A 16,132-nucleotide genomic window follows, 5' to 3' on the forward strand; every position below is an offset into this window, starting at 1 on the left:
TTTAGGAGACGGGCCCATGGCGCAATTTTTATTAACCTATTTAGAGCAACCTCAGATGAGTTCTCCAGAAGACGGCAAGGCACATATGGGAAAATGGATGGACTGGTTGGCCGGCCTGGGGGAGGCTGTGGTCTATCCCGCTTCTCCGGTGAAACGCTCCAAGGTGGTTGGCCCGGATGGGCTTAGTGATGAGCCTGTAGCCATTACCGGATTTTTGATCGTTGAGGCAGAGGATATGGAAGCAGCGGTGAAAATCGCGCAGGCTGATCCGTTTTCAGATCATGCCAAAATGGCGGTTTCCGAATTGATGGTTATGGGCGGCTGAGCGGGAGACGCAGATTGTTGCGGCGCGCATGGGGCAGATGTATCGCTGCGCTATCGGCTGAATGGACAGGCGCTATTTCTTTGCGCTGTGCTTTGAAACAGATTTTTCAGGTTTGTTTTTTGCCCGGTCACGCCGTTTTCGATCTGCCAAGAATTTGGTGTTTTCGGCATCTTCCGCCACAAGTTTGAGCCATCGTTGCAGGCGTGGTACGTCAACGTCCCCAGAGGCAATGGCCGCTTGCACAGCACAGCCCGGTTCGGTGTTATGGGCGCAATCATTGAAGCGGCAGTTTTGTTGGAGCGCGTGCAAATCCGCGAAGGTTTCTTCTAAGCCACTGGAAACATCAGTCAGCTGAATTTCACGCATCCCAGGCGTATCCAGAACGGCGCATCCGCTCCGCAGAATATACAGTTGTCGTCCGGTGGTGGTGTGGCGGCCCTTGTCGTCGCTGGCGCGGATATCTTGGGTGGCGATGGCCTCATTGCCGGCGAGGGAATTGGTCAAGGTGGATTTACCCACCCCAGATGAGCCAAGAAACGCGACGGTTTGCCCGGCTTGGCACCAAGGGCGCAGAAGGCCACTGGCCTCGAGACTGCGGGCATCAAGGGAGACCACGGAGATCTGTGGTGAAATACTTTGGGCCTGCTCGACAAAGGCGCTGGGGTCGGTGGTCAAATCAATTTTGCTTAAAATGATGACTGGTGTGACACCGGCATCATGGGCCATGGCAACGTAACGTTCCAACCGCGCCAGGCTGAAGTCATTGTTGCAAGAGGTCACAACAAATGCCGTATCGAGATTGGCAGCGATCAGCTGTTCTTTGCGATCATGGCCCGGTGCGCGCCTTTTTATCAGGCTCTTTCGGTTCAACAATTGACTGTTGTGCGGCGCCTCTTTGTCAAAGAGGAGCCAGTCTCCAACGGTGACCCCTTGCAGGCTTGGAATGATCGTATCGAGATCAACACCCTGGATATGCAGCGTGTTTCGATGCACCTGGGTGATGCGCACGGGCGGGGTTTGCGCCAGGGCGGCTGAGGTGGCTTGATCGGCAAAATGCTCTGACCAGCCCAGCGCGCGCAGGCTCAAGCTTTCGATGGTTTTGGCTTTCTGTGCTGCTTCGCGCCGGCGATAAATTCAAGAACCAAGGGGCGGATATTATTGCGCCAGCTTTTTCCCGCAAAAATTCCATAGTGGCCAGCGCCCGGTTCGAGATGTGCGGCTTTTAGGGATTGCGGCAGCCCGGTGAGCAGATCCAGCGCGGCCAAACATTGTCCCGGCGCGGAGATGTCATCATTCTCCCCTTCTACCACAATGACCGGAACAGATGTGATTTTCGAGATATCTGCATGAATCCCTTGCACATAAAATGCGTTGCGCGCCACTTCACGTTGCTTGAATATCTGGTGCACGGTTGAGAGGTAAAATTCCGCTGTCATATCCATCACGGCGAGGTATTCGTCGTAAAAGCGGTTGTGCTTATCATTGTCGCGCGCTTCGCCTTGAGCTGTACGGATGATTTGATCCGTGAAAGCCTTGCTATGGGTGTCGCTGTTCATGGCCATGAAGCTCATCAATTGCAGCAGCCCCGGATAGACTTTCCGACCGACACCAGCATATTGGAACCCAACTTGTTGGATCATTGTTTCTTCCAACTGCCCCATTTGGACGCGATTACCAAAGTCGGTGACGTCGCTTGGATTGGCATCTGGATCAATCGGGCCGCCAATCAAAGTGAGGCTCGCGGGCTGCGCCTCGGGGGTTGTGGCGGCCAGATAGGCTGTTGCGACAAGCGCAATGGGTCCGGGCTGGCACACAGCGATGACATGAGTGTCCGCTCCAAGTTCCCTTATGAATTCTGCCAGATAGAGTGTGTAGTCTTCCACGTCGAACTTGCCGGCGCTGACGGGAATATCGCGGGCATTATGCCAATCTGTGATATAGACTTCACAATCGGGCAGTAAGCTGCGCACCGTAGAGCGCAGGAGCGTGGCGTAATGTCCACTCATGGGAGCCACCAGTAGGACTTTGCGGTCCCGTGGTGTGCGGCCAGGTACCGCGAAATGGATCAAGTCGCCAAAAGGTTTGGCCAATACGGTTCCAACTTCAACCAAATGATCTTTGCCATCTTCGGTTGAGACAAAATCTAAAAGCCAGCCGGGCTTGATCACCATGCGCGCATAGGCCCGTTCGGTGACTTCCCCCCAAGCCGACATCCATTGAAAAGCTGGATTTGGAACCATGGAAAACATAGGATAAGAGGCCATCGCTTTTGCTGTTGCACCCATCCATTGATTGGTGTTCCGCAGTGTTTCCATCACATCATAAGTGGACATATAGCGCATCGACGTTTCTCTCCTAGCATGGCGGCTATGCAACTTTATATTTTGATAATTCTAAAGTTTCATTTATGCTGCAACTGCAAACTAGGGGGCTTTTGCCGACATGACAACTGATAACGGCAGCACTGAGCTTGGATTAGAGCGATTGACCGAAAATTTACAACGTGTCGAAGCGTTGACCCAGCGGCTTTTGGCAGCAGTTTCTCATAAAAAGCCCGTAAGACCAGCGCTTCAGGGGCCGGGTCACGATCTGTTTACCAAGGCCGCAACGGCCTATGTCACTGAGATGATGAGCAATCCATCCCGTATGATAGAGCAGCAAATTGCTTATTGGGGGCAATCTTTGCAGCATTTCGTCGACAGTCAAAGCGCACCCGCAGATCGCAGATTTTCAGATCCGATGTGGAATGAGCACCCCTATTTTAACTTTATTAAACAGCAATATTTGCTTAATACGAAGGCTATGGAAACAGCCGTTGCGCAGATGGATAATCTCGACACGCGCGAGCGGCAAAAGCTTGATTTCTTTAGTCGACAGATCATGGATATGTTCAGCCCAAGCAATTTTCTTGGCACCAACCCGCAGGCCTTAGCCCGGGCGGTTGAGACCGATGGGGAGAGCCTCGTGCGCGGGCTGGAAAATCTTGTGCGAGATATTGAGGCCAATAATGGCGATCTTATGGTAACTCTGGCCGATCAAGGCGCTTTTGATGTTGGCAGCAATATCGCGACGACGCCGGGTAAAGTTGTATTTCGCAATGACCTGTTCGAATTGATTCAATATAGCCCAACCACGCAAACAGTGCAGGAGGTGCCTTTGGTCATCTTCCCGCCTTGGATCAACAAATTTTACATTATGGATCTACGGCCAGAGAACAGTTTGGTGAAATGGATCGTCGAGCAAGGCTTCACGCTTTTTGTGGTCAGCTGGATCAATCCAGATGCTGCTATGCGTGATACGGGTGTAGATACCTATATTGAAGATGGTTTTATAGCTGCCATTGAGCAGGTCAAAAAGATTTGCGACGTGCCGCAGGTCAATGCCACGGGCTATTGTATAGGGGGCACAACCCTGTCTCTGACCTTGGCGCTTTTGGCGCAGCGCGGCGACACATCGGTGAAATCCGCCACCCTTTTCACCACTCTGACGGACTTCTCCGAACAGGGAGAGATGTCCGTGTTTTTGGACGATGATTTTGTGGATGGAATCGCGGCTGAAGTGGAAGAGAATGGTGTCTTAGACAAATTGTTTATGTCGCGAACTTTTTCCTTTTTACGCTCAAATGATTTGATTTATGGTCCCGCCATTCGTCATTATATGATGGGGGAGACGCCTCCAGCCTTTGACCTTTTGTATTGGAATGGCGATGGCACCAATCTGCCGGGACGTATGGCGGTTGAGTATCTGCGCGGCCTTTGTCAAAAGAATCAATTTGCCGATGGCGGGTTTGAGGGCTGCGGCGCGCGGCTGCAATTGAGCGATATTGTTGTGCCAGTCTGCGCTGTAGCCTGTGAGACAGATCATATTGCCGCCTGGGCACAATCCTACCTGGGCGTCCAGCAAATGACTGGCGCCGATCGCCACTTCATCTTGGCTGAATCTGGACATGTCGCGGGCATTATCAATCCACCGCAGCGCAATAAATATGGCTATTATACTCAAAAATCTTTGGTCGAGAGCCCAGAAGATTGGCAATCTTCAGCTGCCTACACCGCAGGAAGTTGGTGGCCTGCCTGGAAGGAATGGTTAATGCTGCATAGCGGCAAGAGCATTGAGCCGCGCAAGCCAAAATTTCCTAAAGGACTGAAATTAGGTAATGCCCCTGGGCAGTATGTGTTGAAATAAATTATGCCGCAATGCAGAAAAAACTTGCAATGCTGCGACGCAGCATTTATACAGGACTCAGAGAGACAACACACTTGAGGATTAAGCACATGACAAAGACACCTGATTACACTGCAATGTTCAAAGACATGATGGGTAAATTCCCAGTAGACATGTCTGCTTTTGAAGATGCCTATAAAGCGCAAGTGACTTTTGGCGAGAAAATGTCTGCCGTGGCTTTGGAAGCTGCGATGAAATCGGCTGAGATTTCTTCCGCTTGGACAAAGGCTTCTTTGGAAAAAGTTGCGGACTTGTCAAAAGGTACTGCAGATCCAGCCGCTGCCGCTCAGACATTGACAGATTTTGCATCTTCGTCCGCTGAAATGGCTGCTGAAAATATGGCTGCGATGGCCGGTGTTGCGAAAAAAGTGCAACTCGACTCTGCTGAGTTGATGATGGCTGCTGGTAAAGAAGTCAGCGCTGAAGCAGCTGCTGCTGTGAAAAAAGCCGGCAAAGCTGCAAAAGCTGCCTAATTGACGACGAAAATTCAGGGTTATCAGTCCTCCCAAAGTTAGGTGAACCGGTATTGAAGGGTGCAGCACTTGCTGCGCCCTTTCTTTTTGTGCTGCGTTTGCATAGCATTGCCGCAGTGCCGCGCAAAGGCGGTGAGTCGCTGCAAAGGGCTGGGATATGAACAAAAAAACACAACCGCTTCTGATTAAGCGTTATGCGAGCCGGCGTTTATACAACACCGAATCTAGCGATTATGTGACTTTGGATGATATCGCCGGGTTCATTCGCGGCGGGCGCGAGGTACAAATTATTGATCTCAAGTCGGGCGATGATCTGACGCGGCAATATTTGCTGCAAATCATTGCCGAGCACGAAAGCCGTGGTGAAAATGTTTTGCCGGTGGATGTGCTCACCGATTTGGTGCGTTCCTATGCATCACAAGCCACATCTGTTGTACCGCAATTTCTTGCAGCCAGCTTTGAGATGTTGCGCGACGGACAATCTAAAGCTATGGAAAATCTCACAGCGGTCAATCCAATGGCGGCCATGCCAGGCATTGAGATGATGAAGGCGCAGCAAGAGGCATTTATGAAGGCCATGACTGGCGGTCTGTCGGCCTCAACCCCGGTCAGCCATGCAGAGCCGACCGCCAGTGCGAGCGCCGATGAACTGAATGACATCAAGTCACAATTGGCCGAGCTGCAAGAGAAATTGTCGAAATTATAAAGCTATATCGAGCGGAAGAGTCCGCCCGACGCCGGCACTAGGCCACTTCACCGAACACTTTTTTCAAAGAAGCTTCCAACTTTTCAAACATCTCATCGATATGGCTCTCGGTAAAGATGAACGACGGACACAGCACGATAGATTGCCCCAAAGGCCGACAGATTAATCCGTGATCGGTACAGGTATTCGCTATTCGCTCACTGACAGACAACTCGGCGGCGAAGGGAGTTTTGCTGTCTTTATCCTGCACTGCCTCCAAAGCCCCCATCAAGCCCTTGCCTCTTGCCTCACCGATATTTGGGTTTTCAAGGAGCCTTTGCATATGCGCTTCGAAATAGGGGGTTAGGTGGCGCACATTCTCAGCCAGCCCTTCATTCATGATGACATCAATGGCTTTCAACGCAATTGCGGAGCCAACCGGATGGCCGGATGCGGTGAACCCATGTGGGAATTCCTCAATCGCCTCTGAGGCTGCTTGCAAACGCTGGGTCAATTGCGGATCAAGAATGACCGCCCCCATGGGGAAATATCCTGCCGTGAGGTTTTTGGAGCTGATGATGGCATCCGGTACAAACCCATAGGCCTCGCATCCCCAAGTATGCCCGGTGCGCCCAAAACCGCAAATCACCTCATCGGAAATCAATGGGATACCATATTTTTGCAAAATGGGTTGGAGCGCCTGAAAATAGCCTTCCGGCGGTGGAATGACCCCGCCTGCGCCCAGCACAGGCTCTGCAAAGAAGCCGGCAATGGTGTCTGCGCCCTCGCGGACGATCATGTCTTCCAATTCCGCCGCGAGCCGGGCGGTGAATTGAGCCTCTGTCTCGCCTGGCCGGCCTTCTCGCCAATAATGCGGACAGGTCAGATGCAAAAAGCCCTGCAATGGGAGGCCGAAGACAGAGTTGTAGGGCTTGCCGGTCATCGAGGCTGAAACCGCCGTGACCCCGTGGTAGGCATTTTTGCGCGTAATAATTTTGCGCCTGTGATCATGGCCCTCGGATCCATGTAAAAACCAGAGCATTTTGACCATCGTGTCATTGGCTTCGGAGCCAGAGTTGGTGTAAAACACCTTGCCGCTCTCAAAGGGTGAGACTTCAACGAGCTTTTCGGACAGCATCACAGTTTGATCCGACATTCGGCCAAAAAAGGCGTGATAGCCGGGAAAGCGGTCATATTGATCCTTGGCAGCCTGCGCGAGACCGGCGTGATCAAATCCGGCCACCATATTCCAAAGGCCCGAGTTGGCATCCAAAAATTGTCGGCCATGCACGTCGAAAACATAGGGACCGCTGCCGTGGGTGAGGACCGTTGCGCCGCGATTTTCAATTGTTGGCAGATCGGTGAAGCCGTAGAAGGAATGGGCGTCTGCTCGTGCTTCCCAGCTGTTGGGGGATTGGTCTTTCATAGGGGGACCTTCGTCTGGAGGGGCCGGGGCTTGGGCGCCGGCTCGAAAACATGAGGCCTCAAAAATTTAGGGCCGGATGAGAACAGTGCCGCGATTTTTGGGCGGCGCTCCCGCCCAAGCCCATGTGCCATTGGCCACGCCAAACCAGCCGGTGGCGGGCACGGATCTTGTGGTGAAATTGCAAGGGGCAACCTGTGTCATAGGCCCAGCCTATCGCGCAAAGCGAACCATGTCATTGCCAAAGTCATGATTGGGCTGCGCAGGCTTTGCCCACCCGGAAAGGAGGGGGTCGGAAGCTGAGACAAAAGGTCAAAGCGCTCTGCATCTCCTGCAATGGTTTCTGCCAAGACCTGCCCGGCGAATCCAGCCAGCGCCACCCCATGCCCGGAATATCCCGAGGCGGTGAGCTGTTGCGGCCCGACACGGGCAAAAAGTGGCAGACGTCGTGTGGTGATCCCAAGGGTTCCGCCCCAAGCATGGGTCAGTGGCACATTGGCCAATTGCGGGAAAATTTCGCGCAGCGGCTTGCGGACATTGGCAAAAATATCCTTTGGGAACCGGGCGCCATAGCTTTCGCCACCACCAAAAATCAGTCGATTGTCATGGCTGAGGCGATAGTAATTGAGCACGAAACGGTTATCGGCAACAGCGATAGGCTTGCTCAAAACCTCTTGCGGCCGGTCCAGCGGCGCGGTTGCCACGAGAAAGTTATTGATCGGCATGACCTTGGCGGCTTGGCTCGGATTGAGGCTGCTATGATAGCCATTGGTGGCATGGATAACATAGTCGGCGCGCAGTTGACCCTGAGCGGTACGCACGAGGTTTGGCGGGCCGTCTTGCACAGAAACTGCGGCGCTATTTTCAAAAATACGCGCGTCGGCCGCCTCAGCGGCATTGGCCAGACCCAACGCGTATCGCAGCGGATGAAGATGCCCCGCGCCCCAATCAACGACCCCGCCTGCATAGCGCGGGGATTTGATGAGATCTGCGATATCCATTTCGCTGAGGCATTCAATGTCTTCATAGCCATAATTCTGGGCCAGATAATCCGCCTTTGCGTGGCTGCTGGCCCGGTCCTTTGTGCTGAAGTCTGCTTCGGCGACCCCGGGTTGATAGCCAGCCTCGGGCGCGTGGCGGGCCACCAGGTCTCGCGTCAAAGACTTGGCGGCCTGTGTCATATCCCAAAGCTGATGCGCCGCATCATGGCTCAGCATCTTCTCAAGCGTCTGTTGACTTTGGTTGTACCCCGAGCCGACCTGCCCACCGTTGCGACCAGAGGCGCCAAAGCCAACCCGATGGGCATCCAACACGATGACACGATAGCCCTTTTGCGCCAAATGCAGCGCGCACGACAATCCGGTGAAGCCCGCACCAATGACGCAGACATCGCAGGATATCACATCGTTCAGTGCCGGGCGTGCCGGCTGCTCCGGAATGCTTTGAGCATACCAGCTGGCGGGATAGCGGCCCGGTTGATCATTGGTGTAGAGAAAATCAGACATTCAGTAACAGATGCTCGCGCTCCCAAGTGGAAATGACCTGCAAAAATTCGCTATATTCCGTGCGCTTGACGATCGAATAGACCCGGGCAAATTCGGGATCAAGCACATCATGCAGGCGCTTGGCCTCATCAAAAATATCCATGGCGGTAAAGAGGTCATAAGGGATCGCCTCTTCGCTGTCATAGGCGTCACCTCGATATTGTTTGTCGGGGCGCTCCTGATCTTCAAGCCCAAGATAGCAACAGGCTAGGGAGGCGGCGATGCCAAGATAGGGATTGCAATCCATTCCCGCGAGACGGTTTTCAATCCTGCGTGACTTCGGTGAAGACAGGGGGATGCGAATTCCTGTGGTGCGATTGTCGCGGGCCCATTCGAGGTTGATTGGGGCTGCGTGATCTTTGACGTAGCGCCGATAGCTGTTCACATAGGGCGCCAGCATGGCAATGACCGATGGCAGATGATTTTGCAGCCCGGCGATCATATGGTAAAACACATCAGTCTCACCGCCCTGTGGGCCGACAAAAATATTGTCGCCATTTGCGTCCAAAAATGAGTGGTGAATGTGCATGGCGGAGCCAGGCTCATCGGCGATGGGTTTGGCCATAAATGTTGCAAAACAATCGTGTTTCAAGGCGGCTTCGCGGATCAGGCGTTTGAAAAAGAACACCTCATCGGCGAGTTTCACCGGATCACCGTGGCGTAGATTTATCTCAACCTGACCCGCGCCGCCCTCTTGGGTAATGCCATCAATTTCAAAACCTTGGGCCTCCGCAAAGTCATAAATATCGTCGATCACTGGGCCATATTCATCAACAGCGGAAAGCGAGTAGGCTTGATGCGCCGCCGCTGGCCGGCCTGAGCGCCCCATCATTGGCACAATCGGTTGCGCCGGATCTGTGTTGCGCGCGACAAGAAAAAATTCCATCTCTGGCGCTACCACAGGCTCAAGCCCCTTGTCGCGGAACAATTGAACCACGCGCTTGAGGACATTGCGCGGCGCGGTTGGTATCGGCGCACCATCGCGATCATAGGCGTCATGAATGACCTGCAAGGTGGCATCGGTCGCCCAAGGTGCTGCGGTGGCGGTGTCGAGGTCGGGACGCAGTGTCATATCAGGCTCCACCCAGCCCTCCTCGCCTGCTGCTTCCGCCCATTCGCCAGTGAGCGTTTGCAGGAAAATTGAGTTGGGCAGGTAGAAATGCTCTTGTTTGGCAAATTTTGAGGCCGGAACCGCTTTGCCGCGCGCCACGCCCGGAAAATCAGAAATGATGCACTCGACCTCATCTAACTGCCGCTCGCCAATATAGGCTTTGGCACTGGCCGGTAGGCTGTCTTTCCAACTCATGAGCGTATCTCCGGTATATACTTTCCTTTGAGGAAGGCGGCCATATCCTGCGCGATTGCGGAATTCTGGATCGGTACATTGCGCAATTGATCCGCGCGTTCCATGAGGGCCAGCGGATAGACTGGGCTTGAGCGTCGCGATTTCACATAATCATCAAAGACTGAATTGCTAAACTCGGGGTGCGGCTGAACAGTAAAAGCTTTTTGCCCATAAATCAGCGCGGCGAATTGGCAAAACGGGCTGCTTGCGATGACCTGCGCTTCGGGAGGTAGGGTCGCGACCTGATCTTGATGCCAAGCATTTAACGTCACCGAGCCATGGCCATTAAAGCTGTAGTCATGTCGGCCAATAGCCCAACCCCCTTCAAATTTCTCCACGCGCGCGCCCAGCGCTTGCGCAATGATCTGGTGGCCAAAGCATATGCCCACCATGGGGCGCGCGCTGGCATAGATCTCGCGGATTAATTCACTCAAAGGGGGGATAAAAGCGTGATCCTCATAGGCGCCATATTTGGAGCCGGAGATCAACCATCCGTCTGCCGCGTTAATGGCGGCGGGAAAATCTCCATCCACCACGTTCCAGGTTTGGAAGGTGAAGTCATAGCTTTGAAACAAAGTGGCAAACATAGCGTCGAAATCGCCGTGCTTGGCACGGACCTCGTCCGGCGCATGGCCACATTGTAAAATGCCGATCAGCATTGGAACCTCTTGTAGATTGCGCGGATCTTATGCGGGTTCCGCTGGTTTGAAAAGACGTGTTTAGGCAGTGTCGATCAAAGCCATGAGGGCGTCATGATCCGAAAGCTTATCAAAAAGATCGCGTTCTTGTGATTTTGTGGCCGCGAGATTTTCCAAAATGAGAGGGGGCATGAACTGCTCAAGCAGTGGCGCCTCCAGCCCTTCAATCGCCGCAGAAAGATCAGGCAGCAGTCCAGGCGGCTGTGCGGGGTGCTCATAGGCGTTGCCCTCAATGGGTGCGGGCGGCACGGCTTTGCGTTCTATACCCTCGAGAGCGGCGCCGAAAATAGCGGCAAACAGCAAATAAGGGTTGGCGTCGCCGCCGGCCACGCGATGTTCAATCCGTGTCGCGGCTTTTGGACCACTGGGAATACGCATTGCGACGGTGCGGTTTTCATAGCCCCAGGTGGCGGAGGTTGGCGCATGGGCGCCCGCTACGAAACGTTGAAAACTATTGATATAGGGGGCAAAAAACAATGTGCTGGCCTCGAAGGCTTCAAGACAGCCTGCAATTGCGGATTGTAACTTGTCCTGGCTGCAGAAGATGTTTTCATCCGCCTTATTGATGACCGAGAAATGCGTATGCAGCCCGTTGCCGCTCTCATCGGAAAAAGGTTTGGCCATGAAGGTTGCGGCCATGCCGTGGTTGCGTGCGGTGCCTTTAATCAGTTCTTTGAGCAAAATGACATTATCTGCAATGTGAAGTGCCGGGCCATGGGTCATCGTGACCTCAAACTGCCCAACGCCGGCTTCTGTGGTGATGGTCAAATCACCTATGCCCATCAGCTTTGCCCCTTCGGACACATCGTTGAAGAAGTGATCAAACCCATCCAATTCCCGCAGGGACAAAATTTCGGTTCCACTCAACCGGCGGCCGGTTTTGGGATTCACCGGTGGCGCAAGATTGCCGCCATCTTCGAGCAAGAAAAATTCCAGTTCACAGGCGGCAATCACCCGCCAGCCATGATCGGCATAACGCTTTAAAACATCGCTCAAGGCAATGCGCGGGTCGCCTTCAAAGGGGGAGCCGTCTTCATTGTGCATCACCCTTAGGTCCAATTCCGCCTCACCGGCCACCCAAGGCAGAGGGACAGGATCACGGCCCGCTGGCTCCATAATGCCATCTTGATCGCCGGTTTCAAACACAAGCGGCGACCCTTGGATGTCTGCCCCGAATACATCAATATTGAGGACGGACAGCGGCATGCGCATTTGCTTGCCGCTCATGCCTTTGGGGACGCGTTTGCCACGTAATTGACCATTGAGATCAACAGCTGCGACACGAAGGGATTTACTCATCTTATGACCTGTGGCCTATAGCGCAGCTTCGGGCGCGCTTGGCTTGGAAGATGTCGATTGAGACGCGCGTTGACAAGGCCAAAAAAGCCGATGATCACAAAAGTGAGCAGGATGAAATAAAAGGCCAAAATAGGATAGGCGATGAAGGGGTTGAAGGTCTTATCGGCGAAATAGCTGGCGTAATAGAGGGCATCGCCGCGCTGTTGCCAGGCTGGGAAGCCTGAAAAAAACACCAAGGTGGTCGCATGAAACAGAAAAATTGCCTCATTGGTATAGGCTGGCCAAGCCAGGCGTAGGCTGGTGGGCCAGATCACGCGGCGGAAGCGCGACCAGCCCGAAAGGCCATAGGCATCGGCAGCCTCAACCTCTCCTTTTGGCACGGAACGCAACGCGCCGTAGAAAATTTCGGCAGAATAGGCGGCGGTGTTGAGGATCAGCACCAAGAGCGCTCCAAATTGTGCCGCGGTGAGCCAAGGCAGAAGACCTTGCTGTTTGAGGCGAAGAAAGATGAAATAGGCCAAGAAAAATTGGATAAACAGCGGGGATCCGCGGAAAATCAAAATAAACCATTCTGCCGGTTGGCGCAGGACAGCGTGGGTGCTGGCCTTGGCGAGCGCCATCGCATTGGCAATGAAAAATCCGATCAACAGCGCCAAGGTTCCGAAATAGATATTCCAAATCAGGCCCGAGCCAATCAGCGTGAAATGCTGGCAGAGGGTGAAATCCGACTTGGGCAGCAGGCGTTCTCCATAGCCCAAAGCGCGCAGGCCATAGTCTAAAATGGTTTGCTGGCAGCTCATGACGGTGCTCCCAATGTGCCCTGCCCATGGGTGAGGCGTTTCATCACGCGTTCAAGCACCACTTCTGAGAGTTTGGTGAAGGCGAGGTAAAAGACCAGCAGAAACAAAAAATACTGCATCCGCCAGTCACCATGGGGGTAGTTGGAGAATTTTGCCTGTTTCGTGCCGCCCAATTCGCGGGCCCAGTAGACAACGTCTTCGACGCCAAGCAAAAACAGCAGTGGTGTGGCTTTAATCAAGACCATCCAAAGATTAGACAGCCCCGGCAGGGCATAGACCCACATTTGCGGCACCAAAATGCGCCAAAACACCTGCGCTGGGTGCATTCCATAGGCCTGCGCCGTTTCTATCTGGGCTTGGGGTACGGCGCGCATGGCGCCATATAGAACATTTGCAGCAAAGGCTCCAAAGACGATAGCGAACGTCAGAACCGCTGTGAAAAAACCGTAAATTTCATGCACATATTGTGGGGCAGTACCCAGGGGCAGCTTGGCAGCTGCGCAGACGACAAAATCATTGCCCTGGCGAATAGGTTCGTCCCAATCAGGGCAAAGCGCTTGATGGCGCAGCCATTCGAAACCCTGATCGAGCGCGATGACGAAAAATAGGAAAAAAGCGATATCGGGCACGCCGCGCACAGCGGAGATATAGGTTTTACCGACAAGGCGTAATGGCAAGAGCCGGGCGCGGGCCAGAATGGCGCCGCCAAAGCCAAATACAAGCGCCGTTGGGGCAGTGACACCCAAGAGGATCAGCACAGTTGCGAAGGATTGATAAAACAACAGGTGTTTGCCCGTGGTCAGATAGCAGCTGAGCCAGGGCAGGCTGGTAAGGAGGCTTGGATCTGAACAAAAGCTAAAAATCGGACTGGCACCTTCGGTGTGGCGTCTGCTGGCCTGTTTCGGTGATTGTTTGGTTTAAAGTTATAAATGCGCCCAATGCGGCGGAATTATGGGAAAATGGGGGCGCGGGCGAACCTCGCCCCCAAAGGTTTGTTATTTAGAACTGTTCACCAACTTCCCATTTGGCGATCAAGGCGTTCAATGACCCATCTGCTTTCATAGAGGCGATCGCTGCGTCAAATTTGCCGCGCAGCTTTGCATCGGATTCGCGGAGACCCATGCCAACGCCGCCACCGATCAACTCTTGTTGCGCGAGGAGCACCAAATCGGCATCGCCCTCTGCCACGGGGTTGAGATAGGATTTATCCGCCAACACCGCATCAGCTTCGCCATTTTTCACGGCAGCAACGGTTTCCTCCGGCGTTGCAAATTCTACAAGTGTGGCGCCAGAGGCGGCAATAAAGCTGGCTTGAATGGTATTGGTTTGCGCAGCAATCACAGCACCTGAGAGATCCACATCAGCCGAGAGAGCCATATAAGCAGACGGATCAGGTTGGGTATAGTTTTGCGTGAAGTCGATCACCTCATCACGCTCGGCTGTGATCGACATGCCGGCGATGATGGTGTCGTAGTTGCCGGACACCAAGTTTGGAATTATGCTGTCCCAGTCGTTGACAACCCATTCGCAGGTCAACTCGGCACGCGCGCAGAGCTCATCGCCCAATTCACGCTCGAAACCGTCAACTTCGCCAGCATCGTTGATGAAGTTATAGGGGGGGTAGGCACCTTCGGTGCCCATTCGGATTGTATCGGCAAAGGACATGCCAGCGGTCAGTGCCAAAGCGGCGGTGGTCAAGATCAGCTTGTTCATATTTATCTCCCTAAGATATGTGGCTGAGTTTGTTTAAGCGACGGCAGAAAGAAACTGCTGAAGCCGTTGTGATTTCGGTGCACCAAAGAGGGTCTCGGGGGGACCTTGTTCCTCAATCAGCCCTTGGTGCAAGAAAATAACGTGATTGGCCACATCGCGTGCCATGGCCATATCATGGGTGACGATGAGCATGGTGCGCCCTTCCGCGGCCAGATCCTTGATGACGCCGATCACCTCCTGCTCCAATTCTGGATCGAGAGCGGAGGTCGGCTCATCAAATAAAAGTGCTTCCGGCTCCATAGCCAAGGCGCGGGCGATGGCAGCCCTTTGTTGTTGCCCGCCAGACAGCTGGGCAGGGTAGACATCACATTTTTCGCCAATACCCACTTTGTCCAAAAGCTTGCGGGCGCGGGCCTCTACTTCGGATTTATCCTGCTTGAGTACGGTTACCGGAGCTTCCATGACATTTTGTAAGATGGTCATATGCGCCCAAAGGTTGAATTGCTGAAAGACCATCGACAGGTTGGTGCGCAGCCGGGTGACTTGAGCGGCATCTGCGGGACGTCGGTTGTGGCCCTCAGAGCTCCAGCGGACGGCCTCACCTTGGAACAAAATCGCGCCTTCTTGGCTGATCTCCAGCATATTGCAGCAGCGCAGCAGAGTGGATTTTCCCGATCCAGACGAGCCAATCAGCGCCACCACATCGCCACGTTTGGCGGTGATGTTGATGCCCTTCAGAACTTCAAGATCACCATAGGCTTTATGGAGGTCTCTTATTTCAATCACCGGTATATTTTGGTCACTCACGACAGCCCCCATCTTACCAGAGAAGATATTAGGCGAGGAAGGGTGCGGCTCGCAATCTAAAAGCGGCATCCGATGAAATTAAGGGGCTGGAGGCAGCGGAAATTGCAGATATGTCTCTGCGCTGATCTCGATGAGGTCAAATATTTGGAGTGTTTGCCGGTCTTTTGGACCAATTGAGAGAATCGCTTGCCGTAGAGCGTCACGCAGGGCGGCTGCGTTTTGTCCTAATGCGGTAATATAGGGCAGAGTTGGCGTGGCAGGAGTGGTGGCGCAGATCTCTAACCCAGAAGCTTTATCCCAATCGCGCGTCAGAAAATGCCAGGTCAACGCATCCACGGAAGCCAGATCAGCCTGTCCTTGCAAAACAGCGCGGGCTGAGGCTGCGTGCCCGCCCGTTTGCAGCCGTTTGGCGCCGGTGAGGCCGATAGACTGCGGTGCGGCCCAGCCCGATTGTGACAGCGGTTCATTGTAGGCCAAGGTAAAGTCATTGGCGGCAAGGTTTGGAGTGGCGCCTTTGCGGGCCAGGAGCACCGAGCAGTAGTAGCCCGGCGGACAATTTGAAATTTGGTTGTCTGGCGTGGCGATCAGCTGCACCTGGCCATGCAGCGCCGCGCGATAGGGCAGGCCGCAGGTTTGGGACAGATAGAGCTCTGGGCTGAGCCAATCGACCATAAGATTTTCGCTCGGTGGTGTGAGGTCCGGCGCATCTGGTAAGTGGTCTTGCACGGCCTGCCATAGGCGCCGGTGTGCGGCGCGATTGGCTGGAACATCATACATGGGCAGATGCGCGATCATG

General features: G+C 53.9%; 17 protein-coding genes. 4 read left to right on the forward strand and 13 right to left on the reverse strand.

Features of this window, described 5'->3' with window-relative positions:
- The first annotated feature begins 16 nt into the window (after positions 1 to 16).
- On the forward strand, positions 17 to 325 hold the full coding sequence (locus tag ABLW18_RS07930; protein WP_347824278.1) for a YciI family protein: 309 nt from the start codon (positions 17 to 19) through the stop codon (positions 323 to 325).
- Positions 326 to 397: 72 nt separating this feature from the next.
- On the opposite strand, the gene rsgA is transcribed toward ABLW18_RS07930, so the two are convergent.
- Positions 398 to 1,411 (reverse strand): ribosome small subunit-dependent GTPase A, encoded by a 1,014-nt coding sequence (gene rsgA, locus ABLW18_RS07935; protein ID WP_347824279.1) that lies wholly within the window; start codon positions 1,409 to 1,411, stop codon positions 398 to 400.
- Positions 1,408 to 2,667, reverse strand: coding sequence for a polyhydroxyalkanoate depolymerase (phaZ, locus tag ABLW18_RS07940; RefSeq protein WP_347824280.1), 1,260 nt, complete (start codon positions 2,665 to 2,667; stop codon positions 1,408 to 1,410). Before phaZ ends, rsgA begins: the two co-directional genes overlap by 4 nt.
- Positions 2,668 to 2,767: 100 nt before the next feature.
- Here phaZ and phaC point away from each other — a divergent pair, with 100 nt between their 5' ends.
- The 3 genes from phaC to phaR all read left to right on the forward strand — a co-directional run bounded on the left by phaC (position 2,768) and on the right by phaR (position 5,728).
- The gene (gene phaC, locus ABLW18_RS07945; RefSeq protein ID WP_347824281.1) at positions 2,768 to 4,510 is read left to right on the forward strand and encodes a class I poly(R)-hydroxyalkanoic acid synthase; all 1,743 of its coding nucleotides are present in this window, start codon (positions 2,768 to 2,770) and stop codon (positions 4,508 to 4,510) included.
- An 89-nt stretch (positions 4,511 to 4,599) separates the two neighbouring features.
- Positions 4,600 to 5,022: a phasin, PhaP gene (locus tag ABLW18_RS07950; RefSeq protein ID WP_347824370.1), complete on the forward strand. Its 423-nt coding sequence runs from the start codon at positions 4,600 to 4,602 to the stop codon at positions 5,020 to 5,022.
- Between the two features lie 157 nt (positions 5,023 to 5,179).
- Complete coding sequence (gene phaR / locus ABLW18_RS07955) at positions 5,180 to 5,728, forward strand: polyhydroxyalkanoate synthesis repressor PhaR (protein WP_347824282.1); 549 nt, start codon at positions 5,180 to 5,182, stop codon at positions 5,726 to 5,728.
- A gap of 37 nt (positions 5,729 to 5,765) precedes the next feature.
- Here the strand turns inward: phaR and ABLW18_RS07960 are convergent, their stop codons facing one another.
- The 11 genes from ABLW18_RS07960 to ABLW18_RS08010 all read right to left on the reverse strand — a co-directional run bounded on the left by ABLW18_RS07960 (position 5,766) and on the right by ABLW18_RS08010 (position 16,131).
- The gene (locus tag ABLW18_RS07960; RefSeq protein ID WP_347824283.1) at positions 5,766 to 7,133 is read right to left on the reverse strand and encodes an aminotransferase; all 1,368 of its coding nucleotides are present in this window, start codon (positions 7,131 to 7,133) and stop codon (positions 5,766 to 5,768) included.
- Positions 7,134 to 7,199: 66 nt separating this feature from the next.
- On the reverse strand, positions 7,200 to 7,334 hold the full coding sequence (locus tag ABLW18_RS07965) for a hypothetical protein (RefSeq protein WP_347824284.1): 135 nt from the start codon (positions 7,332 to 7,334) through the stop codon (positions 7,200 to 7,202).
- Entirely contained in the window at positions 7,331 to 8,635 is a 1,305-nt protein-coding gene (locus tag ABLW18_RS07970; RefSeq protein ID WP_347824285.1) for an FAD-binding oxidoreductase, read from the reverse strand. Before ABLW18_RS07970 ends, ABLW18_RS07965 begins: the two co-directional genes overlap by 4 nt.
- Positions 8,628 to 9,980 (reverse strand): glutamine synthetase family protein, encoded by a 1,353-nt coding sequence (locus tag ABLW18_RS07975; protein WP_347824286.1) that lies wholly within the window; start codon positions 9,978 to 9,980, stop codon positions 8,628 to 8,630. Before ABLW18_RS07975 ends, ABLW18_RS07970 begins: the two co-directional genes overlap by 8 nt.
- Complete coding sequence (locus ABLW18_RS07980) at positions 9,977 to 10,678, reverse strand: type 1 glutamine amidotransferase (protein WP_347824287.1); 702 nt, start codon at positions 10,676 to 10,678, stop codon at positions 9,977 to 9,979. Before ABLW18_RS07980 ends, ABLW18_RS07975 begins: the two co-directional genes overlap by 4 nt.
- A gap of 60 nt (positions 10,679 to 10,738) precedes the next feature.
- The gene (locus tag ABLW18_RS07985; RefSeq protein ID WP_347824288.1) at positions 10,739 to 12,016 is read right to left on the reverse strand and encodes a glutamine synthetase family protein; all 1,278 of its coding nucleotides are present in this window, start codon (positions 12,014 to 12,016) and stop codon (positions 10,739 to 10,741) included.
- On the reverse strand, positions 12,013 to 12,816 hold the full coding sequence (locus ABLW18_RS07990) for an ABC transporter permease subunit (RefSeq protein WP_347824289.1): 804 nt from the start codon (positions 12,814 to 12,816) through the stop codon (positions 12,013 to 12,015). Before ABLW18_RS07990 ends, ABLW18_RS07985 begins: the two co-directional genes overlap by 4 nt.
- Positions 12,813 to 13,679 carry an ABC transporter permease subunit gene (locus ABLW18_RS07995; protein WP_347824371.1) on the reverse strand — a complete coding sequence of 289 codons (867 nt, stop codon included), beginning with the start codon at positions 13,677 to 13,679 and terminating at the stop codon, positions 12,813 to 12,815. The genes ABLW18_RS07990 and ABLW18_RS07995 overlap by 4 nt, the downstream gene beginning before the upstream one ends.
- Positions 13,680 to 13,815: 136 nt before the next feature.
- Entirely contained in the window at positions 13,816 to 14,529 is a 714-nt protein-coding gene (locus tag ABLW18_RS08000; RefSeq protein ID WP_347824290.1) for a transporter substrate-binding domain-containing protein, read from the reverse strand.
- A gap of 33 nt (positions 14,530 to 14,562) precedes the next feature.
- Positions 14,563 to 15,336, reverse strand: coding sequence for an ATP-binding cassette domain-containing protein (locus ABLW18_RS08005; protein ID WP_347824291.1), 774 nt, complete (start codon positions 15,334 to 15,336; stop codon positions 14,563 to 14,565).
- A gap of 78 nt (positions 15,337 to 15,414) precedes the next feature.
- Complete coding sequence (locus ABLW18_RS08010) at positions 15,415 to 16,131, reverse strand: PhnD/SsuA/transferrin family substrate-binding protein (protein WP_347824292.1); 717 nt, start codon at positions 16,129 to 16,131, stop codon at positions 15,415 to 15,417.
- Position 16,132: the final 1 nt, after the last annotated feature.

It is taken from the genome of uncultured Planktomarina sp. (assembly GCA_943788425.1).
In the GTDB taxonomy this organism is placed as follows: Bacteria; Pseudomonadota; Alphaproteobacteria; order Rhodobacterales; family Rhodobacteraceae; genus Planktomarina.